24 protein-coding genes and 3 tRNA genes are annotated in these 22087 nt (G+C 58.2%); 11 read left to right on the top strand and 16 right to left on the bottom strand.

The window, feature by feature from the left end; all coding sequences use genetic code 11:
* The first annotated feature begins 18 nt into the window (after positions 1-18).
* The 4 genes from ACP3TA_RS14820 to ACP3TA_RS14805 all read left to right on the top strand — a co-directional run bounded on the left by ACP3TA_RS14820 (position 19) and on the right by ACP3TA_RS14805 (position 3348).
* The gene (locus tag ACP3TA_RS14820; protein WP_103101169.1) at positions 19-945 is read left to right on the top strand and encodes a LysR family transcriptional regulator; all 927 of its coding nucleotides are present in this window, start codon (positions 19-21) and stop codon (positions 943-945) included.
* A gap of 108 nt (positions 946-1053) precedes the next feature.
* Positions 1054-2679 carry a GMC family oxidoreductase gene (locus ACP3TA_RS14815; protein ID WP_046686837.1) on the top strand — a complete coding sequence of 542 codons (1626 nt, stop codon included), beginning with the start codon at positions 1054-1056 and terminating at the stop codon, positions 2677-2679.
* Between the two features lie 129 nt (positions 2680-2808).
* Positions 2809-2976: a hypothetical protein gene (locus tag ACP3TA_RS14810; protein WP_159085273.1), complete on the top strand. Its 168-nt coding sequence runs from the start codon at positions 2809-2811 to the stop codon at positions 2974-2976.
* A gap of 102 nt (positions 2977-3078) precedes the next feature.
* Positions 3079-3348, top strand: coding sequence for a hypothetical protein (locus ACP3TA_RS14805; RefSeq protein WP_033642645.1), 270 nt, complete (start codon positions 3079-3081; stop codon positions 3346-3348).
* A 56-nt stretch (positions 3349-3404) separates the two neighbouring features.
* On the opposite strand, the gene ACP3TA_RS14800 is transcribed toward ACP3TA_RS14805, so the two are convergent.
* From ACP3TA_RS14800 to ACP3TA_RS14790, 3 genes are all read right to left on the bottom strand, one after another.
* The gene (locus ACP3TA_RS14800; protein WP_033642644.1) at positions 3405-3956 is read right to left on the bottom strand and encodes a hypothetical protein; all 552 of its coding nucleotides are present in this window, start codon (positions 3954-3956) and stop codon (positions 3405-3407) included.
* The gene (locus ACP3TA_RS14795) at positions 3922-4203 is read right to left on the bottom strand and encodes a hypothetical protein (protein WP_033642643.1); all 282 of its coding nucleotides are present in this window, start codon (positions 4201-4203) and stop codon (positions 3922-3924) included. The genes ACP3TA_RS14800 and ACP3TA_RS14795 overlap by 35 nt, the downstream gene beginning before the upstream one ends.
* A gap of 142 nt (positions 4204-4345) precedes the next feature.
* Complete coding sequence (locus tag ACP3TA_RS14790; RefSeq protein ID WP_033642642.1) at positions 4346-4798, bottom strand: PaaI family thioesterase; 453 nt, start codon at positions 4796-4798, stop codon at positions 4346-4348.
* A 237-nt stretch (positions 4799-5035) separates the two neighbouring features.
* Here ACP3TA_RS14790 and ACP3TA_RS14785 point away from each other — a divergent pair, with 237 nt between their 5' ends.
* Positions 5036-6376: an anaerobic C4-dicarboxylate transporter gene (locus tag ACP3TA_RS14785; protein ID WP_069100852.1), complete on the top strand. Its 1341-nt coding sequence runs from the start codon at positions 5036-5038 to the stop codon at positions 6374-6376.
* Positions 6377-6540: 164 nt separating this feature from the next.
* On the opposite strand, the gene ACP3TA_RS14780 is transcribed toward ACP3TA_RS14785, so the two are convergent.
* From ACP3TA_RS14780 to uvrY, 7 genes are all read right to left on the bottom strand, one after another.
* Positions 6541-6626, bottom strand: a tRNA-Leu gene (locus ACP3TA_RS14780).
* Positions 6627-6636: 10 nt separating this feature from the next.
* A tRNA-Cys gene (locus ACP3TA_RS14775) sits at positions 6637-6710 on the bottom strand.
* A gap of 351 nt (positions 6711-7061) precedes the next feature.
* The gene (locus ACP3TA_RS14770; protein WP_046686810.1) at positions 7062-7514 is read right to left on the bottom strand and encodes a hypothetical protein; all 453 of its coding nucleotides are present in this window, start codon (positions 7512-7514) and stop codon (positions 7062-7064) included.
* 359 nt (positions 7515-7873) lie between these two features.
* Positions 7874-7949: transfer RNA gene (locus tag ACP3TA_RS14765), tRNA-Gly, on the bottom strand.
* A gap of 143 nt (positions 7950-8092) precedes the next feature.
* Positions 8093-8641, bottom strand: coding sequence for a CDP-diacylglycerol--glycerol-3-phosphate 3-phosphatidyltransferase (gene pgsA / locus ACP3TA_RS14760; protein WP_033642639.1), 549 nt, complete (start codon positions 8639-8641; stop codon positions 8093-8095).
* Positions 8642-8699: 58 nt separating this feature from the next.
* Positions 8700-10532, bottom strand: a complete 1833-nt coding sequence (gene uvrC / locus ACP3TA_RS14755; protein WP_071845073.1) for an excinuclease ABC subunit UvrC — start codon at positions 10530-10532, stop codon at positions 8700-8702.
* Positions 10525-11181, bottom strand: a complete 657-nt coding sequence (gene uvrY / locus ACP3TA_RS14750; RefSeq protein WP_004927947.1) for a UvrY/SirA/GacA family response regulator transcription factor — start codon at positions 11179-11181, stop codon at positions 10525-10527. The genes uvrC and uvrY overlap by 8 nt, the downstream gene beginning before the upstream one ends.
* Positions 11182-11875: 694 nt before the next feature.
* Between uvrY and ACP3TA_RS14745 the strand changes: the two genes are divergently transcribed.
* Positions 11876-12100, top strand: a complete 225-nt coding sequence (locus ACP3TA_RS14745; RefSeq protein WP_004927950.1) for a DUF2594 family protein — start codon at positions 11876-11878, stop codon at positions 12098-12100.
* A 122-nt stretch (positions 12101-12222) separates the two neighbouring features.
* The gene (locus ACP3TA_RS14740) at positions 12223-12564 is read left to right on the top strand and encodes a GlpM family protein (protein ID WP_033642637.1); all 342 of its coding nucleotides are present in this window, start codon (positions 12223-12225) and stop codon (positions 12562-12564) included.
* A 17-nt stretch (positions 12565-12581) separates the two neighbouring features.
* On the opposite strand, the gene ACP3TA_RS14735 is transcribed toward ACP3TA_RS14740, so the two are convergent.
* Complete coding sequence (locus ACP3TA_RS14735; RefSeq protein ID WP_033642636.1) at positions 12582-13013, bottom strand: hypothetical protein; 432 nt, start codon at positions 13011-13013, stop codon at positions 12582-12584.
* Between the two features lie 174 nt (positions 13014-13187).
* On the bottom strand, positions 13188-13502 hold the full coding sequence (locus ACP3TA_RS14730; RefSeq protein ID WP_206195945.1) for a hypothetical protein: 315 nt from the start codon (positions 13500-13502) through the stop codon (positions 13188-13190).
* A gap of 542 nt (positions 13503-14044) precedes the next feature.
* Between ACP3TA_RS14730 and ACP3TA_RS14725 the strand changes: the two genes are divergently transcribed.
* Entirely contained in the window at positions 14045-14404 is a 360-nt protein-coding gene (locus ACP3TA_RS14725; RefSeq protein ID WP_033642634.1) for a hypothetical protein, read from the top strand.
* 47 nt (positions 14405-14451) lie between these two features.
* On the opposite strand, the gene ACP3TA_RS14720 is transcribed toward ACP3TA_RS14725, so the two are convergent.
* The 4 genes from ACP3TA_RS14720 to ACP3TA_RS14705 are packed head-to-tail and all read right to left on the bottom strand — an operon-like array spanning position 14452 to position 18041.
* A complete protein-coding gene (locus ACP3TA_RS14720) occupies positions 14452-15720 on the bottom strand; it encodes an FAD-dependent oxidoreductase (protein ID WP_197816610.1) in 1269 nt (422 codons plus the stop codon).
* Positions 15713-15973: a (2Fe-2S)-binding protein gene (locus ACP3TA_RS14715; protein WP_033642632.1), complete on the bottom strand. Its 261-nt coding sequence runs from the start codon at positions 15971-15973 to the stop codon at positions 15713-15715. The genes ACP3TA_RS14720 and ACP3TA_RS14715 overlap by 8 nt, the downstream gene beginning before the upstream one ends.
* Positions 15970-17094: an NAD(P)/FAD-dependent oxidoreductase gene (locus ACP3TA_RS14710; RefSeq protein ID WP_033642631.1), complete on the bottom strand. Its 1125-nt coding sequence runs from the start codon at positions 17092-17094 to the stop codon at positions 15970-15972. Before ACP3TA_RS14710 ends, ACP3TA_RS14715 begins: the two co-directional genes overlap by 4 nt.
* Positions 17094-18041: a 4-hydroxyproline epimerase gene (locus ACP3TA_RS14705; RefSeq protein WP_033642630.1), complete on the bottom strand. Its 948-nt coding sequence runs from the start codon at positions 18039-18041 to the stop codon at positions 17094-17096. The genes ACP3TA_RS14710 and ACP3TA_RS14705 overlap by 1 nt, the downstream gene beginning before the upstream one ends.
* A gap of 387 nt (positions 18042-18428) precedes the next feature.
* On the opposite strand from ACP3TA_RS14705, the gene ACP3TA_RS14700 reads away from it, so the two are divergent.
* The 3 genes from ACP3TA_RS14700 to ACP3TA_RS14690 all read left to right on the top strand — a co-directional run bounded on the left by ACP3TA_RS14700 (position 18429) and on the right by ACP3TA_RS14690 (position 22082).
* Entirely contained in the window at positions 18429-19283 is an 855-nt protein-coding gene (locus tag ACP3TA_RS14700) for an AraC family transcriptional regulator (protein WP_033642629.1), read from the top strand.
* Positions 19284-19490: 207 nt separating this feature from the next.
* Entirely contained in the window at positions 19491-20411 is a 921-nt protein-coding gene (locus ACP3TA_RS14695) for a dihydrodipicolinate synthase family protein (RefSeq protein ID WP_089194524.1), read from the top strand.
* Positions 20412-20465: 54 nt separating this feature from the next.
* On the top strand, positions 20466-22082 hold the full coding sequence (locus ACP3TA_RS14690; RefSeq protein WP_206196406.1) for an aldehyde dehydrogenase (NADP(+)): 1617 nt from the start codon (positions 20466-20468) through the stop codon (positions 22080-22082).
* Positions 22083-22087: the final 5 nt, after the last annotated feature.

Below are 22087 nucleotides of genomic sequence, written 5' to 3'. Positions count from 1 at the left end.
ATGCCGAAGGAGAGATGAATGAATCAGTTTCAGGAGATGGCGACCTATATCGCCGTGGTCGAGGCCGCCAACATCAGCGCCGCCGCCCGCCGCTTGGGCACCACCAAGTCGGTGGTCAGCAGACGCATCCAGCAGTTGGAGACGCGCCTTGGGACTGTGCTGTTCGAACGCGGGAAAACGCTTGGGCTGACCGACGCCGGCCATCTGTTCTATCAGCGCGCCGTTCTCATATTAAGCGAAGTGAGCGATGCCGAAGAGTCGGTGCGAACACTGCACGGCCAACTGCAGGGCCCACTGCGGTTAACCGCGCCGATGGCGTTCAGCATCCGCTATCTGGCGCCGCTATTATCCGCCTTTATGGAACAATACCCGAACCTCAATCTGGACGTGGAGTACAGCGATCGCCTGGCCAATCTGAATCAGGAAAATTTCGACGTCGCCATCCGTATCGGCGCCTTGGCGGATTCCGACCTGATCGCGCAGCGCATCTGCGTCAACCGTCACTTGATTTGCGCCAGCCCAGCCTATCTTGCGCGTCAAGGCACGCCGACGCACCCGCAACACCTGCAACAGCATCAGGGGTTGCTGTATATTCACCGCGAGCCGACCGGCATGCTGCAACTCCCCATCGAAGGCGAGATCCGATCGTTTCGTATCGGCAAACGCCTGCGCACCGATAATGCTTTTCACCTGCTGGCGGCGGCGAAAGCCGGTTTGGGCCTCGCCATCCTGCCCGCATTTATCGCCGCCGATGCGATACGCGCAGGGGAACTGCGCATTGTGCTGGCCGCCTATTCACCCGACGGCGGCGACATTTCCGCCGTCTATCGCCGTTCAAAACGCGCATCCCCCAAGATCAAGGCGCTGGTGGACTTTCTGAGTGAGCACATTGGCCATACGCCCAGTTGGGAAACCGCGCTGTCCCCTTTCCTGACGTCAACCTGAAAGGTTCGCAGAACGCGAACAGCAGGTTCGAATTTCGCCCGCTTGTCGCTTTTATCTCCGAGTTTTAGTCTGCAGAACACACCTTCCGCCCGCTCTGGAGACTACGCCATGAAAGACCTGTCACGCCGTCAGCTGATATCCCAAACGCTGGCCGTTTCAGCCGCCGCCACGCTCAGCGCTTGCGCATCGAGTTCCGCGTCGGCGGCGCAAACACAACCGGCCCAACGCGCCAGCGAGCCATCCACCTTCGACGTGATCATCGTCGGCGGCGGTTCCGCCGGCGCGGTGATGGCGGCTCGCCTCAGCGAAAACCCAACGCGCCGGGTCCTGCTGATAGAGGCCGGACACAGTTACGCGCCCTACGATTATCCGCGCCTCATCGCGAACAGCGACGTGCTCGGCGCCAATGGCGACCCGGAATTCGAATGGGGATACCGGACAGAACCCGGCTATGTCAGCCACGCGATCGGCGCCATCCGCGGTAAAGTCCTGGGCGGCAGTTCAGGCGTCAACGGCGCCGTGGCGATCCGCGCCCGCCCGGAAGATTTCAAACGCTGGGATCTGCCGGGATGGCGCTATCAGGATCTGCTGCCCTCCTTCAAAAAACTGGAGACTCGTCATGGCCTGCACGACCGCGCAATCCATGGCGATAGCGGTCCTTTCCCCGTCGTGCAACTCACATTGGATGACATCACGCCAATGCAACGCGCTTTCGTCGCCGCCACGCGCGCCAACGGCTATGACGCCATCGACGATTTTGACGGCCCTTCAGCGAATGGCGTCGGCCCCTACCCGATGAATATCGTCAACGGTGTGCGCGTTAACACCGGCATGGCCTATCTGGATGAGAAAACGCGCGCCAGAGACAATCTCATCCTGCGTGCCGATACGCTGGTCGACCGCGTGATATTTGACGGGCAGCGCGCGATCGGCGTTCGCCTGGCCAGTGGCGAAGAAATCCATGCCGCTGAAGTGATCCTGAGCGCCGGAACCTACGGCAGCGCCGCCGTTTTGATGCGATCCGGCATTGCGCCTGCGCAACAGTCGAAGCGTCTGGGGATCCCCGTCGTCGCCGATTTGCCCGTCGGTGAAAACCTGGTCGATCACCCCTTTTATTACAATGCCTACGCAGCCCGCCCCGACGTCATCGGCAGCCAATCGCCGGTTATCGGCGCCAAGCTGTGGACCCGCAGCAGCCGGGCGGAACCGGAGGAGCTCGATCTGCACATTACCGCGACGCATCTGTTCCCACATGACCAAAGCCCCACCGGCGTCGGTTTTGTCCTGGCGGTGGCGCTGACCCGGCCGCAATCCACCGGACGCATCTGGCTGGAAAGCCGCGATCCGATGGCAGCCCCTCACATTGACCTTAACTTCCTGGCGCAAGAGAGTGACCGTGTTCGCTTGCTGGAGGGGGTTAAACTGGCGCGAAAAATAGGGCAAACCGCTCCGCTGTCTACGCTTATCCACAGCGAGCTTGCGCCTGCCGCAGACAGCGACGAGGCCATTCTGGCCTCGATGGCGGCGACGTTGGATACCTATCATCACCCGACCTCCTCCGCGCCGATGGGGAATGCCGGCGACCCGAAGGCGGTCGTTGACCTTCAGGGCCGCGTGCACGGCGTGCACGGGCTTCGGGTTGTCGACGCCTCCATTTTCCCCGACGTGCCCTCCGTCGCCACTAATGTGACGACGATCGCCACCGCCGAGCATATCGCCCGCCACTATGCCTGACCGTTTGGCGGCAAGATAGGCTGTTGAAACCCGGCCGGTCATCCTGATGGCCGGCCTTCGCCATTCCGCAGCGGCACAATCGAAATAACGGCGGCACATTTTATCCTGCCGGGAAACGGTGTTACCCTTGTGGCACCGTCACCTCTGCAAAACATTATCATGGGCAAAATGGATCTTCCCGTCATCATCGGCATCCTGGTTATGCTAACCCTGTGGCTCGGCGCGCTCTTCAACATCGGCGATCTCAGCCTCACCATTTCGCGCCTGTTTCACTGGTTCGAAAGCCAGCGTGGATAACCTGGATTCGCGATAACGCAGGCGGCGAGCAAACATCGGCTATGATTGATAGACGTTACGTCATTTTCCGAGACTGTCGCTCGCGATAAAGAGGACCGCATCATGACCGACTATGTGTTCTACAATCAGATCCTGACCCGACTGGCCGCCAATCATCCCGGCACGCTGGATGAGAAAACTTACGAACTGTGGAAGCAGGACGCCACCAGCCCGCACGCCTTCGCAGATCCCTTCGCCTATCTCAAAACCAAGGGGCTGATACAGGCCTACGTGATGAGCGACATCGACGAGAACAACTATGATATCGATCCGCACCAAACGCGGATCACCGCCGCCGGTCTCGACTTCATCCGCAGCGGCGGGTTCAAATAAGACGCAAAAAACCGCCCAACGGCGGTTTTTTTACCCTAAAAAGCGTCCGGACCGTTTCAGGCGGGGAAAGGCCGATAAAAAATACGCAGCACTTCACTGTCGCCCTGGCGTAGAAAACCGCCTTCCGGCTGCCAGCGCAGATCGCGCGCCAGATTGAGATTCTCCCAGCCGACCGCGCCTCCCACGCCGATGCAAAGATTTTTATTGCCTGCGGCAAATCCCGCGCCGGTGCCGATCATGGCATGCAGCAATCGGGGCGAGGCCGCGTCGCGCATGGAGAATATCCCGATAAAACATCCCTGCGGGGCGCGCAGCATATCCGCCATGGTGCGGATCTCGGTATCGTCGGGGCTGACGAAATGTTTGTACTGCTTATCGAACACCGTCAGCCACAGCTGCTTGTATTTCGCCTTACTGAGCGCGCCGGAACGGTGGGCGCACAGCACCACCGCATCCCAACACATCTCCCCGCTGAGCGAAAGATACTCTTCCGTATTCTCCTGCGGCTTATCGGCATAATGCCGCGCAAATTCAGCGGCATTCAGATGCGGCGGCACGGCCTGTTTGGCGACGTCACTCTTGTAGCGCTTGAAATTCAACCAATGCATGGGAAGTCTCCTCTTCACCCGATAGATTAATAAATCCGCAGCCGTGAATAAGACGAGCCATCAAATCCAGCGCGTCGTCGGCAACGGCGGTGTCGTCGTCGTTCAGCCCCTGTTCCACCGCCCGCTCAATGGCACTCATCACCGACGTCGCGCTGGTTTCTTCCCCTTGCGCTACCACGTCCAATACGGCTCTGCCGATCGCCAGACAAAGCTCATGATCAAACTCAACCTCTTTATACGGCTGCATACTCACCCCGATAAATTTTTACCCAAGAATACTAGACCACAATGACGCATCGCGCCTGCAGCCGTATCGCGGCGATCGGTGCAGCCGACAGAGAAATGCATCAGGCCCCGGATGGAAGAACCGGGGCCTGATAAATGGCAGGTTATTGTGGCGGCTGTTCGGTAGAGCGAATGATAAAGCAAGTGGCGGTTGCCGAAGCCAGCAATTTTCCTTCCGCCGTTTTGAGCGTGCCTTCCGCGAAAGCGACGTTTTTCGACGCATAGACCAGACGCCCCTCGGCGATCAGATCAATCTCCTTCGGCACCGGGCGCAACATTTTCACCTGCAGATCGACGGTGCCATAACCCGTCCCTGCGCCCAGCGTACTGTGCACCGCGCAACCGGTCACCGAGTCCAAAACCGTGGCGGCGAAGCCGCCATGAACGCCGCCCAGCGGGTTAAGATGGCGTTCGTCGGCCCGCGCCACGATGCGGATATATCCCTCTTCAACCGCGGCCGGTTTCATGGGCACCGTTTCAGCGATCGAAGCCGGTGGAATTTTGCCGGCCATCGCTGCCTGTAATAACGCCAGCCCCGTCATTTTTGTCGGATCCATAACTCTCTCCTCTGGTGGTAAATCCGTCATATAGGAGAGGTCTGACCTCTTGGCTTGCTTTTTCGTGCTGATGCCGCTTTCCGCACGCTCTCTATGTTCTTTGAATGTGACCGACATCACTCTTTAAGGTCAATAACCATAATTTATTAATGCCTTTAGATTTAAAACAACTTTCTGCTGTAAACGCCGCCGGAAACTGAACGCAGTTAAGTTCAACATTATTAAGGCGTATCTATCATGGATTTCTTTCTGCAATTAGCGGTTATATTGGCATGCCTGCTGTATGGGGCGCGTAAAGGCGGCATTGCGCTGGGGTTGCTGGGCGGTATCGGTTTGATGATTCTGGTGTTCGGCTTTCACCTGCAGCCCGGCAAACCGCCGGTAGACGTGATGCTGGTGATCATCGCGGTGGTGGCGGCCTCCGCCACCCTGCAGGCCTCAGGCGGGTTGGACGTCATGCTCCAGATCGCCGAGCGGATGCTGCGGCGCAACCCGCGATATGTCTCAATCATCGCGCCGTTCGTCACCTGCATTCTCACTATTCTTTGCGGCACCGGCCATGTGGTGTACACCATCTTGCCGATCATCTATGACGTGGCGATCAAAAATAACATCCGCCCGGAACGGCCAATGGCAGCCAGCTCGATCGGCGCGCAGATGGGCATTATCGCCAGCCCAGTCTCGGTGGCAGTCGTTTCACTGGTGGCGATGCTCAGCAGCTACACCTTCAATGGCCGCCATCTGGAATTCCTCGATCTGCTGTCGATCACCATTCCTTCCACCCTGTGCGGCATTCTGGCGATCGGTATCTTCAGTTGGTTCCGCGGCAAAGACCTGGACAAAGATCCCGAGTTCCAGAAATTCATCTCGGTGCCGGAGAACCATCGCTACGTCTACGGCGACGCCGCTACCCTGCTGGACCGGGTACTGCCGCGCAGCAACTGGATCGCCATGTGGATTTTCCTCGCCACCATCGCCCTGGTGGCGTTGCTGGGGGCGTTTTCCGATCTACGGCCCAGCTTCGGCGGCAAGCCGCTCTCTATGGTCCTGGTGATCCAGATGTGTATGCTGATGGCTGGGGCGTTGATTGTCATCATTACCCGCACCAATCCGGCGTCTATCTCTAAAAACGAGGTGTTTCGTTCCGGCATGATCGCCATCGTGGCGGTGTATGGCGTCGCCTGGATGGCGGAAACCATGTTCGGCGCGCACCTGACGCAGATCGAAGCCACACTGGGTGTGCTGGTGAAAGAGTATCCCTGGGCCTATGCGCTGATCCTGCTGCTGGTGTCGAAATTCGTCAACTCGCAGGCCGCCGCGCTGGCGGCACTGGTGCCGGTGGCGTTGGCAATCGGCGTCAACCCGGCCTATATCGTCGCTTCGGCACCGGCCTGCTATGGCTACTATATTTTGCCAACCTACCCCAGCGATCTGGCGGCAATCCAGTTCGACCGCTCCGGCACCACCCGCATCGGCCGCTTCGTGATCAACCACAGCTTTATTCTGCCCGGCCTGATCGGCGTCAGCGTCTCCTGCGTCTTCGGCTGGATCCTCGCCGCGGCGTTCGGTTTCTTATGATCTGTAGTGTGTAGCCCTGCGGGGCTCCCTGCAGGCAGGGTGGCGGCATGACAAGAAAGGAAAAAAATGCAGGCGTAATGCGAATTTCAGACACAAAAAAACCGCCTCTCGGCGGTCTACGACATTACTACTTATTGCTTTGATTATTCGGTATTTTCGTTCCCTGGTACCCGGGGCGGGACTTGAACCCGCACAGCCATAAGCCGAGGGATTTTAAATCCCTTGTGTCTACCGATTTCACCACCCGGGCTCGGGAAAGTTGGAGGCGCGTTCCGGAGTCGAACCGGACTGGACGGATTTGCAATCCGCTACATAACCGCTTTGTTAACGCGCCTTTATTCTGTTTTGCCTTTTCAGGCCAAAGCCGGTGAATCACCCACTTCGTTTTGTTCTTCGGGATTGCGATGATAAAATCGCTTATCCTAATCATCTGATTCTTAAGTAATTTATTTCGTTACTGCCGAATCGATGGACTGCATTATGGACTAAACCCCCCACCTTGGCAACCCCCCGAAATAGCAAAAAGTTCTCTAACGCTTTCAACTGCTTATTTTGTGGGCGCACTGTTCACAATGCCAACGAAAAGGCAAGCGGAATGTTGATATTATATGCATCGGCTCAGGAATTCACGGGCAAAACGGTTCTTTTTCTCGACAGGAATGGCCCTCCCCGGCTTTTCGCTTGCTTATGGCGAAGGGCTATCGTGCAAAACCTCATCGGTCGGGGCATCACGCAATCTCCGACGCCACCATAAAAACCCGGCGAACATTCCCGGTAAGACCGCGATCGCGCCAAAAATACGCTGATCGGCATTCAGCAAACCGGGGGCAATGGCGGACACCACCGCACACAACAGCAGAAACCACCGCAATTGGCGAATGCCTGAATGGACGATACCGGCAATAGCCCCCGCCAAACATGCCGGCAAAAAACCGAGCGCATAAGAAAAAATGCCGATAAACCCCGCCATGCCCAGCAAATCGCCGGCATCGAGAAGACTTATTCCCACCCACTCACCGCTGCCGAACGCCATCAGCAGAAACATGAGCACGCCCCCCAACGGCGGGGCGACCAGGCCGAAGAACAGCGCACATCCCGCCGCCGTTCTTATCAGATGCTTTAAAGCACCAGATTCCATACATCCTCCTATACCCGGTTCCAAAAGACCGACCTACCGCTTCGCTTTGCCGATAACCCAGCTATTTGGCGAGGCGACAGCGCAGCACGGCTGTGCCTGAGTGCTCGGATGGTGTCATACGCCGCGTTATTTTCTTCTTGCATGGCGAACCGCCGGACGTATCAAATTATTGTTTCACCGTTTAACGGCTGCATCCAACAGTATGACAACGACAGGAAAGATACGTGAGAAGAGTCAATAATCGATATGGGAAGATGAAGAAAGGTTTCGCCGAATGGCGCAGAAGCAGAAAACGAAAAAGGGGCCGAAGCCCCTTTTCCTTACCTGCCGAATCACGGGGGATTCAACAGGCTAATATTTGGAGCGGGAAACGAGGCTCGAACTCGCGACCTCAACCTTGGCAAGGTTGCGCTCTACCAACTGAGCTATTCCCGCATTACCAGAACTGACTGATTTCTTTGCTATCTTTTGCAATTCATCGTTGTCGTCTGATGCGATGCATTCTACTTACCTGACGTGATGAGTCAATAAAATTGTTGGCCCACCACGATCGTTTGCCGCTTTTTGCAGCGTATCGATCACGGTTCCAGCAAATCGTTACGCGCCGCGTTCAAATATTGGAACATCGACCAGAAAGTCAGCACCGCCGCAATATACAGCAAGCCGATCGCCACATATTCCACAGAGCGATCCGGGCGCCACAGCAAGCCCACCAGCGACATCATCTGCGCCATGGTCTTCACTTTGCCGATCCAGGACACCGCCACGCTGCTGCGTTTGCCAATTTCCGCCATCCACTCGCGCAGCGACGAAATGATGATTTCGCGGGCGATCATGGTGGCCGCCGGCAGCGTGATCCACCAGCTGTGGTAGTGCTCCGCCACCAGCACCAGCGCTACCGCCACCATCACTTTGTCCGCGACCGGATCCAAAAACGCCCCGAAGCGCGTCGTTTGTTTCCAGCGGCGCGCCAGGAAACCGTCAAACCAGTCGGTGACAGCGGCAAACACAAAGATAACGGCGCAAACCATCGGAGCCCAGCTGAACGGCAGGTAAAACGCCAGCACAAAGAATGGGATCAGAACTACGCGAAACAGGGTAAGCCAAGTCGGTATATTCAATTGCATAATGCTACGGTAACTATCTGGCTAAAGTGGAAATTAAGAGTATGTTGCTACATTGCCCTCAGTGTTTCAATGCATTGTAGATCTTTTCTGCCAATGCTTGTGAAATACCCGGCACTTTTGCAATTTCCTCCACGCTGGCGTTCAACAAAGGTTGCAGTCCGCCCATATACTTCAACAGCACCTGGCGCCGTTTCGGCCCTACGCCCTCAATCAGTTCCAGTGCGCTGGTATTTCTGACTTTCGCCCTTCTCTGCCGGTGACCGGTAATCGCATGATTATGTGAATCATCGCGGATGTGTTGGATCACATGCAGCGCCGGCGAATCCGGTGGCAACGAAATCCCTTCGCCTTCCGGCACGAAGAACAACGTTTCTAACCCGGCCTTGCGATCGGCGCCTTTGGCGATGCCGATCAGCAACGGTTTATTCTTGTCCCAGGTGACGTTCAGCGAGTTGAACACGTCGATCGCCATGCCGAGCTGCCCTTTGCCGCCGTCGATGAAAATGACATCCGGGATTTTTTTCTCTTCCAGCGCTTTGCCGTAACGGCGTTTCAGCACCTGCGTCATCGCCGCGTAGTCATCGCCGGGGGTGATGCCGCTAATATTGTAGCGCCGATACTCCGAACGCACCGGGCCGTTTCCGTCGAACACCACGCACGAAGCTACGGTCTGTTCGCCCATGGTATGGCTGATGTCGAAGCATTCCATACGGTTGATTTCCGCCAGATTCAGCACTTTGGCCAATTCCGCCAGCCGCTGATGGATCGTCGACTGTTGCGAAAGCTTGGTCGTCAACGCCGTTGCCGCGTTGGTGCGGGCCAGCTTCAGATAACGGGCGCGGTCGCCGCGCGGCTTGCTTTGAATTTGGATCTTGCGCCCCGCCAACTCGGAGAGCGATTCTGCGAGCAGGTCCTTTTCCGGCAAGCTGAAATCCAACAGGATCTCGCCGGGCAGCGTGCGCGCCTGGCTGCCCTGCAGGTAAAATTGGCCGACGAAAGTCTGCACCACTTCGCTCATATCCGTACCGCCCGGCACCTTAGGGAAATAGCTGCGGCTGCCCAACACCTTGCCCTGACGGATGAACAGCACGTGCAGGCATGCCATACCGGCGTCGAACGCCACGCCGATGACATCCAGATCGTCACTGTCGCCCGACACGAACTGCCGCTCGGTAACGCGGCGCACGGCCTGAATTTGATCGCGTATGCGCGCCGCCTCTTCGAAATTGAGCAGCTTGCTGGCCTCTTCCATGCGGGCAATCAGCTGGTGCAACACCTGTTGATCTTTGCCCGAAAGAAACAGCCGCACGTAGTCCACCTGTTGCCGGTACTCTTCTTCACTCACCAGGCCGGCGACGCAAGGGCCCAGGCAGCGGCCGATCTGATACTGCAGACACGGGCGCGAACGGTTGCGATACACGCTGTTTTCGCACTGGCGGATCGGGAACAGCTTCTGCAGCAGCGCCAGCGTTTCGCGCACGGCGTAAGAGTTGGGAAAAGGACCGAAATATTCGCCCTTGGCGTGTTTGGCGCCACGATGCACCGCTAAACGGGGATGGGTATCGGCGCTGAGAAAAATCAGCGGATAAGATTTATCGTCTCGCAAAAGAACATTATATCGCGGTTGGTACAATTTAATGTAGTTATGTTCCAACAACAGCGCTTCTGTTTCGGTATGGGTAACCGTTACGTCTATTTGCGCGATATTTTTAACCAGCGTTTCGGTTTTACGGCTGCTGACCTGCTGCCGAAAATAGCTGGCGAGACGTTTTTTCAGGTCTTTGGCTTTACCGACGTAGATCACCGTGCCAGTGGCGTCATACATACGATAGACGCCAGGTTGGCTGGTGACGGTACTCAGGAAAGCTTTGGCATCAAAACGGTCATTCACTGCTTAACAACGTCTCCGCATTGAACAATCCATGTCGGATGGCCAGGTGGGTCAGTTCGACGTCGCCGCTGATATTCAATTTGCTGAACATACGGTAACGGTAACTGTTCACCGTTTTCGGGCTGAGACTCAGTTGCTCCGAGATCTCATTCACTTTTTTGCCTTTGGTGATCATCAACATGATCTGCAGCTCGCGCTCAGACAGGCAGCTGAACGGCGTTTCGGCCTGCGGCTCCAGCTGGCTCAGAGCCATTTGCTGGGCGATGTCAGACGCGATGTAGCGCTGCCCCGCATGCACGGAACGCAAGGCGTTAATCACTTCCTGCGGCGCGGCGCCCTTGCTCAGGTAGCCGGCGGCCCCCGCCTGCATCACCTTCGCGGGCAAGGGATTTTCGGTATGGATAGTCAGCATGATGACTTTGACGTCGGGTGCATAACGCACAATCTTGCGCGTGGCTTCCAGCCCGCCAATGCCCGGCATATTCATGTCCATCAGCACGATATCGACAGCGTTGCCACGGCACCATTTTACGGCGTCTTCACCGCACTGGGCCTCACCGACAACTTTTATACCTTTGATATCTTCAAGAATGCGTCGTATCCCTGCGCGCACCAGTTCGTGGTCATCAACAAGAAGAACGCTAATCAAGGAAAATTCTCCAAAAAAAGGGAGTAACGCAATCAGCCTCTGTTTTCGCCAGAGATATTACTTGTTTTTCAGACAAGAATGAACACAGATTAATACATACTTCCGAATAACTTTGCGGAGCATAGCTGATTTTTCAATTTTAGCCGTCTATGCCGCCGATAAATCGTCACGTCGGAAAAGATCGAGCGACGAAAATAATTTCGTCGCGCTGCGTCAGACACAGGATAGCGCGACAATCATGCCGCGAGGGAGAAATCTGTGTAAGCAATCACGACATGAATAATATTAACACGGCTGTTGGCTGTTTGTAATCATTTGATATTTAAAGCCGCGGCCAACGCGAGCCTGACAGCCGGCGTACAAAACTATTATTACCGACCAACGCCGGCAAAATCTGTGCCACCCGCCCCTAATAATTATAATAACCCCGATTGTTCAACAATAACGAGCCGGGCAAATACTTGTTAACCGCCTCGAAATAACTGGCCGACAATGGATGACCCGGACGTGCAATGAGCAAACTTCACCCACCAGCGCCGCCAGAGCAAGCCCGGTGCAGATGGCTGACGCATGCTATGCTATACTCCGCGCCCAGTTAAATTCGCCGCCGTGCGCGGGCAACTTGCCTATAGTCCGCGCGCGGTGCGCTAAAGCAGCTTGTATCAGGCTACGGCCTCAAAAATCAGGAGAGAAAATGAGCAACGTTGATTTCACTACGTCTGCAAACCCGGAGATCTTGGCGACCGAGGTTGCCTGCCTCAAAGCCACGCTGACGCTGATCCTGAAGTCGATCGGCCAGGCCGATGCCGGGAAAGTCATCATCAACATGGAACGTTTCATCGCCCAGATTGAAGATCCGACTCAGGCGGAAATCTTCAAGAACAGCATTCAGCAAATCAAGCACGCTTACCGCCAGTAAACGTTGCCGCTCAGACCCGCGATTCATGCGGGTCTGTTTTTCCCCGCACTACGCAATACGCCATTGATTCTGCTCAGGCTTTCGGGCAGTGTGTTGGCTTTCCCCCGACACCCGAGACCGTTATGGGCATCTTTGTCAAAGCGCTGATAGGCGCGCTGGTCGTGGTTCTGATCGGCCTGCTGGCCAAAACGCGCAACTATTATATCGCCGGTTTAGTCCCGCTCTTCCCCACTTTCGCTTTGATTGCGCATTATGTTGTCGGCAGCGAACGTTCAATAGCGGCGCTGAAAACGACGCTGATTTTCGGCATGTGGGCGGTGTTGCCCTATCTGGTGTATTTGATTTCGCTGTATTTCCTGATTAACAGTCTGCGGCTGTCGTTAGCGCTGGGGGCGGCGGTACTGTGCTGGATTGCGGCGGCGTGGCTATTAATTACGCTGTGGGGATGGTGGCAAGGACGTTAACGCCCTTGCCTGGGCGGTTACGGCCGCCCTGCCTGCAAAACGAAGCCTCTCTGCCGATCGCCGGCGATACGCAGATAGCGGCTTTCACCGGCGCGCAGCGTCATCGGCACGCTGCCGCTGGTATCTCGCCAAATACACAGAGAGTTCTCTATCATATCTTGCCCGATGCTCACCGAAGTATTGCCCGGCGGCACGCGAAACTCCGCTTTTTCTTTCGCGCCCAGCGAAGCGGCGAACTCCCCATTCACATAAACGCCGGTGCGGCAGCTACCCGCCAGCATTCCACTGTCGCGCACCACCACCACCGTGGCGTATGGCGTATCCGGGATATTCTGATAAAGCATCAGACGGCTTGGGGGCGGTAATTCAGCCTGTTGCGGTGGTACGGCTTGGGTCGCACATCCCGTCAACAGTGCAGAGGCGAACAACAACGCGGCGTAATGCTTCATCCTTGGCTCCTGAAAAAAATAATGCTTATCGTAACAAGAGAATAGCTGCTGTCAGTAGCCTTCATGTCGCAAAGACGAAAAAATCGGATAACTTCCCACTTATCGCCCTGCGCGTCTTTCCGGATAAGAAGATTCTGTATTAAAGACCTTGAAATAAAGGCGATTTTTACAAATTTAAAACTTTACCATGCCGCGTTGGATATCTGCCGCAAACGCGTCACTGACGTAGCTGAAGCCATCCGGCGTGACGTAAACCCGGGTATGACCGGTCTCTGACAGCACCGCCACCATATATCCCAGACTGAGCATTTCATGCGAAGGAACATTCATCGGCGTTAGAAATCCGCGTCCGCGGCACCACTGATAAAAGCGAGTTCGCCCATATCCCAACACGGTGCCAACATCGGAAAGGTGCTTAAAATTATCATAATCCCCTGATGGTGAAGGTAAACCGCCATGGATTTCAGGCGTTTTCTTTATCCCAGACAAAATAAACTCCTTTTTTGAACCTGTCGCTAACGGTTATCCCTCATCTGAGCTGAATTTAAAAAATCCAAATTTAAAATGCAAATGAATTCCCTGTAACTAAAAAGTATTTAATGGAAGAATTCCGAAAATAAAGGCACAATAAAAAAACAGAAATAAAAAAATAGAGCATTAATACCGTGCATTAAAACTTGGCCATGGGTAAATATCTTAATTCAAAATTCCATTTAAACAGGATAAGAAAATACTTAGCTTGCATACTGTTCTTCCCTCTCATAACGCTGAGATAATGACCAAGCCATGCAGCAAAAAGAGAAAAGATATAAAATCGCTCTGCCCACACACTCTCATCGTCAGATCTGCCCCTTGTAAGCCTCTCCCCTATCGCCGACGGCGCATTTCAGGGTGCCGTTGCCTCAATCACACCTAAACAATAACCATTATCATTTCCAATTGTGTCGTCAGTTGATTACACTTTTTCGCATCGCTGGTTGGGAAGATTCCTAGTCAGTGATCACCTGGATAGAGGAAGAGTTAGGGACACCATGAAGAATTACCGTTGTTTGATTGTTTTGCCGTTATTGATGATGACTGCCTGTACCCAATGGGAAAGACCCGGCGCAGTTGAGAGCACCCGAAATGCCGAATATGCCGAATGCCGCAGTCGGGGCTACGATCGCTTCCCGCCAGACGTCGTGCGGGACGTAGAGTTCAGCTACGAAAACAAATACATCCCTTGCGAGAAGAATAAGAAAGATTGTCCATCGGGATATCGCTATGACAAAGAGCCGTCGATCAAAACGGTACAGACCGATCGCAATCAGTCAGCCCGAAACGCCACCATCGAGGCTTGTATGTACGGCAAGGGCTGGCGAGAGAAAACCTACTATTGGCCGCAGTGGTGATACAGCGAAATCGATTTGGACTGAAACGCCACTGCCGCGATGCCCCATCAATTATCGTCGTCGCTGCAATGCCTTCCCAGAGCAACCAGCGTTTCCGTCCGCACCGGCGTTAAAGGGGCGCGTGGCGGCGGCAAAGGCCACCCCAACAGGTGCCGCGCCGCCGTCGCGCAAACCTTGCCCTGACAGGCTCCCATACCACAGCGGCTGCTCAGCTTGGCCGTGTTCCAGTCAGGTTGATGGCATACCTGTTCCAGCGTGACGTCTTCGCAGCGGCACAGCAGCGTCTGCGGTTTGGCCAGATAACTCATGCGTTCATCAAGCGCAAAAGCGGCCGCTGTCGACGTGGCGAAACACCGCCATCGCCGCCGCTGCGCCGTCAGGGATTCGGCTTTTGCCTTTTGCCCGGTGGCGGCATAACCGGCGATGGCGCCGGTGGTGAGCGCCAGTTCACTGCCGCCGATACCGGTACACTCCCCGGCGGCATAAATTTGCGCCTGGCTGGTTTGCTGCCAATAATCCACCGCGACGGCGTCGTGTGCGATCCGGCATCCCAGCAGCATCGCCAGTTCAATATTCGCCACCAAACCGAAGCCGCAGGCCAGCCTGTCGCAGGCCACCGTACTTTCCCGCCCGCCGTTGCCGACGCGCACTGACGTCAAGCGCTCTTGCCCCAATGCCGCCAATACTCGGCTATCGGCACGGTAATGAGGCTGAATCAGAGAAAACGACTGACGCAGCTTGGGCGGCCAACGCCACAGGCCGCCGGCGAATGCCGCCAATCGCCGCAGCGCCGCCTGTTCCGCGACCAGCACGACCTCGCCACCGGCCTGTTTCACACTTTTCGCCACCGCCAACAGCAACGGACCGCTGCCGGCTATCACCACCCGCTCACCGCGGATCGCCAGCCCCTGCTTGATTTGCGCCTGTAGACCACCGGCGCCGCTCACTCCCGGCAACGTCCAGCCAGGAAACGGCAGCAGCAGCTCACGGGCGCCATTGCATAGAATCAGCTTTTGATAGCGAATCACGCCGCAGCCTTCGGCGTCTTCATACGCCAATCGGTTAGCGCCACACTGCGCCACCAGCTTGCAGCCGGAGTGCAGCACAATATTTTCCCGCGCCGCCATCGCCTGCCGATATCGTCTCGCCGCTTCAGGCAAAGCCACCTGCGGCCCATCACGCCAGATTTGCCCACCGGGGTGCGGATTATCATCGATCACCCGTATCTGCCCCTCGTTTTCCGCCGCCGCCAGCGCTGCCGCCATGCCGGCCGGCCCGGCGCCGACGATCAGCACCTCGCAATCGAAGTCACTCATCATCGCTCCTCTCAATCCGCATGCCGGATTGGCACAACGTCTGGCACGCCAGGCGGCGCAGACCGTTAATGGTTACCCGGCACTCCTGACAAACGCCCATGCCGCAAAATGGTGCGCGCGGCTGGCGTGAAATCGACAACCGGCAATGATCCCCGCCGCACAAACTGAGCGCCGCGGCAACGCTGATGCCAACCGGCACCCGGTAGGGTTTGCCATCGATGCTCAACGCGAGCGTGTTTTGCCTCTCTTTCATACGGACAACTCCTCGGCGGCAAACGCCCGCGCCGCCAAATACGGGGAATCATCAATCTCCGGCGCCTGCCGGCCGATCTGCGCAGCAAGCAGCGCGGCGCTGCCGAGGGCGGTCGTGACGCCCAGCCCCTCGTGCCCCAACGCCAACCACAACCAGGTATGCCGCGGATGTGCGCCCAACAGCGGCAATCCATCGGCAGAGGCGGCGCGCAGCCCGGTCCAACAGCGAATGATGTTCAGCTGCGCCAGTGTGGGCAAGAAATGCTGCGCGCGCATGAGCATCGCCGCCAGCAGCGGCATATCCAATGACGAATCGACGGAATCGAACTGGCGGGAAGAACCGATCAGCCATTGCCCGGTGGGCCGCGCCTGCACATTGAACGCCACGGAAGCGCCGTCGCTGGCATGCGCGCTGGCGCCATACCCCAGCTCCACCAACTGATGCCGCACCCGCGGCGGATAACGATCGGTGATCGCCAGGTGGCCCTTCTTGGCACGCAGCAACGGCTGCGATAACAAATCATTGGCCCGCAGGCCGCAGGCCAAGACGACCACCGGCGCCGCCAGCTCTCTGCCGTCCGCCAACCGCACAGCCGCCTCGTCCAGCGCGATCGCTTCACCCTGCACCACATCGATCGCCACGCCAGCGTCGGCCAACAGCCAACGCGCCGCCTGCGGCGCATACAAAATGCCGTCGCCCGGCACCCGCAGCCCACCAGCGAGCCCCTGCCGCAGCATCGGCTCCATGGCGGCAACCTGCTCCGCCGTCAGCAGTTCCGCCGCCACGCCCTGCTCCGCCAGCCGCGCCCGCTTTTGTTCGGCGATGGCCATTTCATTCGCTTGCTCCGCCAACCACAGCGTTCCGCAGCCGCGCCAGGCGCAGGCTTGCGGCATCCGGCCCGTCACTTCACGCCATAACCGCAGCGAATAAGCGCTCAACGCCAGCTCGGCCGGGTTGTCGTCCATGCATACCAGGTGCCCCATGCCAGCGGCGGTGGCGCCGGCGCGACAGTCGTCCACCACCGAGACGCGGTACCCCTCCCTCGCCAACCGCCAGGCGCAGGCGGCGCCGATGATGCCGGCACCCACCACGATGGCATCAACTCCCCGTCCGCCGCCCATCAGCGTATGCCCCAGACAAAAGGATCGCGTTCGTCGAGCAACAGTTGGCTATCGGCGCATACATAAGCCTGCCCACGAATAAAGGGGGTGATGCGCTCGCCGTTCCAGCGGTAATAAGCCTGGAATTCGCTGCCGATAACGCTGGCCTGGCGCCAGTGCATATCGGGCGCCAGTTTGCCGTCCGCCGCCAGACACGCCAGCTTGGCGCTGGTGCCGGTGCCGCACGGCGATCGATCGTAGGCTTTGCCGGGGCACAGCACGAAGCTGCGGCTGTCGGCCTGCGGATCGTCACCGAACAGCTCGATATGGTCGATCGCCCCGCCGTCTTCGCCACGAATGCCCGCCTGTTCAAGCGCCTGCCGGACCGCCCAGGTGAACGCGGTCAGCGCCTCCAGATTGTGTTTATCGATGGTCAACGGCGACTCGCCGATGAGAAAAAACCAGTTTCCCCCCCAGGCAATGTCCCCCGTCACCGGGCCGTAACCGGCCACCTCAACTCGCACCTGGTGGCGATAACGATAAGCCGCCACGTTCTCTACGGTAACGCTGCCGTCATCATGCAGCGTGGCGTTCACCGGGCCGACCGGGGTCTCGATCAGATGACGCCCGGCGCGGATGCGCCCGAGATGCGCCAACGAAGCAATCAGCCCGATAGTGCCGTGGCCGCACATGCCCAGATAGCCGGTGTTGTTGAAAAAGATCACCCCGGCGGTAGCCTGCGGCGAACAAGGCCGACACAGCAATGCCCCCACCAACACGTCATTGCCGCGGGGTTCGAGCATCACCGCGCAGCGCCAATCGTCATAATGTTGCGCGAAATGCGCCCGCCGTTCCGCCATGCTGCCTTCGCCAAGGTCGGGGAAGCCTTCGACGATCAGCCGGGTCGGCTCCCCGCCGGTATGAGAATCGATCGCCCGCAAAGCGGTGATATGCGCAGAAAGTGCCATCGGCGTCTCCAGGGTTAATGAGATGTTACCAATAGCGTTAGCCTGAACGAATGCGCGCATGACGGCTTGATGCGTTTCGGCGTGGCGAATGAAGAAATCAGCACAATGAGGACAGGCTAGCCTGGCCCATCACGGGCATACGTTTAACGCAACCATAACAATAACTTATTTATCATTACGTTACTTTCATGCTAGACCACCGCGTAGCGAGAAATACCGCAGTTTTCAAGCAACCGGCGCGCGCCGTCCGGCAAAAGTATGCGGCGATCCGCATATTTGGTAGCCAGCCGGAAATAGCGCTTGATTCGTTACAAAAAAGTTAATATTGATGCGAAAGCGCCAACCTGGCCGCCTGTTTTTCCGGCTAACGACCGAAAAGGGACTGCTATGCGATCCATTTCAGACCATCAACATCAGATTTCTCCCTCACCGCCTGCCCTGGTGGAGCTGCCGGATCAGGAGGACGTTTTCGCCGTCGAACATTTGTCGCGCCTGTGCGACGGGCTGGCGCAGCAGCGTCCGAACAACCTGCGCGATCTGCTCAATACGCTGGCGCTGATCGCGCCGTTGCTGAACGCGATTCCCAATGTGGTGTTCTTTATCAAAGACGCCCAGGCGCGCTACCTGTTGGCCAACCTGACGCTGGCCAGGCGCTGCGGCTTCAAGACCGTCGCGCCGCTGCTGGGCAAGACCTCCGCCGACGTTTTCCCCGCGCAGCTCGGATCCGGCTACACCGAGCAAGATCTGCGGGTATTGCGCCACGGCGTGCTGATCCAGGATCAGCTGGAAATGCACCTGTACAACGGCCGTGAAACCGGCTGGTGCCTGACGCAAAAGCTGGCGCTGTACGACGCGCAGGGAAAAATCATCGGAATGGCGGGCATTTCACACGATCTGCAAGAGGCCAAAGCCAATCATCCGGCTTACCAACGGCTGGCCGCGATCGACGTATACATCCGCCGCCACTACGCCCGGCCGATCGCGCTCGAGGAGCTGACGGCGTTGACCGGGTTATCGGTGGCGCAGATAGAACGCTACTGCAAACGTATCTTCCACCTCACTCCGCGCCAGATGATCCACAAAGTGCGGCTGGAAAAGGCCACGGAACTGCTGGCGGGCGAGCTGCCGATCACCGACATCGCGCTGCAGTGCGGCTATACCGATCACAGCGCCTTCAGCCGTCAGTTCAAAGCGATGACCGGTTCCACGCCGCGCGATTTCCGCCTGACGCTTTCCGCTTAATTCGCTGATTTACCGCATAAAAATCATTCTTTATGGCGCACCGGCGCCCGATTTCTGCATGCCCGCTTTCCGGCGCCATTGTGCCAATTTCGTCGCAGCAATCGGCGAAAAGCGTCAAGCCTCCCTGTGCAATACCGGTCAATCTGTCGGTGAGCCTCACCAAAGATTCACTTTTTATTAACACTTTCGGACGACAGGACAAACACGATGAGCCATAAAACCCTAAGCTGGAGCGGCGTATTCCCGGCGGTGACGACCCAGTTCCGCAACGATTTTTCTCTGGACCTCGACGCCACGCATACGGTGATCAAAAACCTGGTGCGCGACGGCGTCTCCGGCCTGGTCGTCTGCGGCACCGTCGGTGAAAACACCTCGATGACGGTACAGGAAAAGCTGGCGGTGATCGAAGTGGCGAGGGACGCCGCCGACGGCCAAGTGCCGGTGATCGCCGGCATCGCCGAATTCACCACCGCCTTCGCGCAAAACATGGCGCGTGAAGCGCAAAAGGCCGGCGTCGACGGCATTATGGTGATGCCGGCGCTGGTCTACTCCGCCAAACCGCACGAAACCGCCGCGCACTTTCGCAGCGTCGCCGGCGCTACCGATCTGCCGATCATGGTCTACAACAACCCTCCCATTTACAAAAATGACGTCACGCCCGACATCCTGACCTCACTGGTCGACTGCGAGAACATCGTGTGTTTCAAAGACTCGTCGGGCGACACCCGCCGCTTTATCGATCTGCGCAACGAAGTCGGCGATCGCTTCGTACTGTTCGCCGGGTTGGATGATGTGGTGCTGGAGAGCATCGCCGTCGGCGCGCAAGGCTGGATCTCTGGCATGTCCAACGCTTTCCCGCGCGAAGGGGAAACCCTGTTCCGTCTGGCGAAGGAAAAACGCTATGAGGAAGCGCTGGCGCTGTACAGCTGGTTCATGCCGCTGCTGCATCTCGATGCCCGCCCCGATCTGGTGCAATGCATCAAGCTGTGCGAACAGCGGGTCGGCCGTGGCAGCGCCGTCACTCGCCCGCCGCGTCTGGCGCTGCAGGGGGAAACGCTCTCCGAAATCAACGCCGTGATCGATAAAGCGCTGGCCACTCGTCCCGCGCTGCCGGACGTCGGCCTATAACGCCTTCGCCGCCCGGCCACGCCGGGCGGCGCACTTTCTCTACCAGGGGGACCCATGCCCAACGCTCGCGATACCGCCATCAGCGGCCAACAATTTATCGGCGGCCAGCGCCGTGCTACGGGAGAAGCGGCGCTGCTCAGCCTGCGCGCCGACGACGGTCAGCCGACCGGCTACCGCTTCCACCAGGCTACGGCGGCAGAAACCGCCGCCGCCGCCGAAGCCGCCGCGGCGGCCTTTGATCCCTATTCGCAATGCAGCGCCGAACAACGCGCGAGTTTTCTCGACGCCATCGCCGAGGAGCTGGACGCGTTGGATGAGACCTTCTTCGCCTTCGCCATGCAGGAAACCGCCCTGCCGCCGGCGCGGTTAAGCGGCGAACGCGCCAGAACCAGCGGCCAGATGCGGCTGTTCGCCACGCTGCTGCGACGCGGCGACGTCGAGGGCGTGCGCATCGACTGCGCGTTGCCGCAGCGTTCTCCTCTGCCGCGTCCCGATCTGCGTCAATATCGCACGGCGCTCGGTCCGGTAGCGGTGTTCGGCGCCAGCAACTTTCCGCTGGCGTTTTCCACCGCGGGCGGTGATACCGCCGCCGCGCTCGCCGCCGGCTGCCCGGTCGTGTTCAAGGCACACAGCGGCCATATGATCACCGCCGAGCTGACCGCTCAGGCGATCGAGCGCGCAAGGGAACGTATGGGCATGCCCGCCGGCGTCTTCAACATGATCTTCGGCAACCGTGTGGGAGCCGAGCTGGTGCAGCATCCGGCGATTCAGGCCGTGGGGTTTACCGGCTCACTGCAAGGCGGCCGGGCGCTGTTCGATCTGGCCGCGCAGCGTCCCCAGCCGATCCCGGTCTTCGCCGAGATGTCGAGCATTAACCCGGTCGTGATCCTGCCACAGGCGTTGGCTCGGCGCGGGCAGCACATCGCGCAGGAACTGGTCTCCTCCTTCACGCTCGGCTGTGGTCAGTTTTGCACCAAGCCCGGCGTGATCGTCGCGCTGCGCGGCGTCGCCTTCGAACGGTTGGTCGCGACGATGAGCGCATTGGTCGACGCCACCCCCCCACAGCCGATGCTGAATGCCGGCACGCTGGAGCACTACCGGCGCGGGCTGGCCGCGCTCGATACCCATCCGCACATACGGCATCTGGCGGGGGGGCGCGAGATTCTGCCTCACCGGGCAGCGGCGCAGCTTTATCAGGCGGAGGAAACATTGCTGCTGCAGGCCGATCCGCTGCTGCAAACAGAGGTCTTCGGCCCGGCCAGCGTGCTGGTGACGGTAGATAACGAAGCGCAGCTGCATGCGGCGCTGGCGGCGTTGCAAGGCCAGCTGACCGTCACGCTGCTGGCGGAAGACGGCGATCTCGATATGGCCGCCGGGCTGACGGCATTGCTGACGCGCAAAGCCGGCCGGGTGCTGTTCAACGGGTATCCAACCGGGGTAGAGGTGTGCGACGCCATGGTGCACGGGGGCCCTTATCCGGCGACCAGCGACGCACGCGGCACCTCGGTAGGCACGCTGGCCATCGAGCGTTTCCTGCGGCCGGTCTGCCTGCAAAACACCCCGGCGGCGCTGCTGCCGCCGCCGCTGCAGGACGCCAACCCGCTCAACCTGCTGCGGCTGGTGAACGGCGTTTACACCCGAGATCCCATAGTTTCACCTGCCCAACATTAGCCCGG

Source organism: Serratia sp. 2C06 (genome assembly GCF_050037615.1).
Taxonomy (GTDB): Bacteria; Pseudomonadota; Gammaproteobacteria; order Enterobacterales; family Enterobacteriaceae; genus Serratia; species Serratia ureilytica.
Note: the sequence above shows the minus strand (reverse complement) of the source record. Positions and strands in the feature narration are given on the sequence as shown.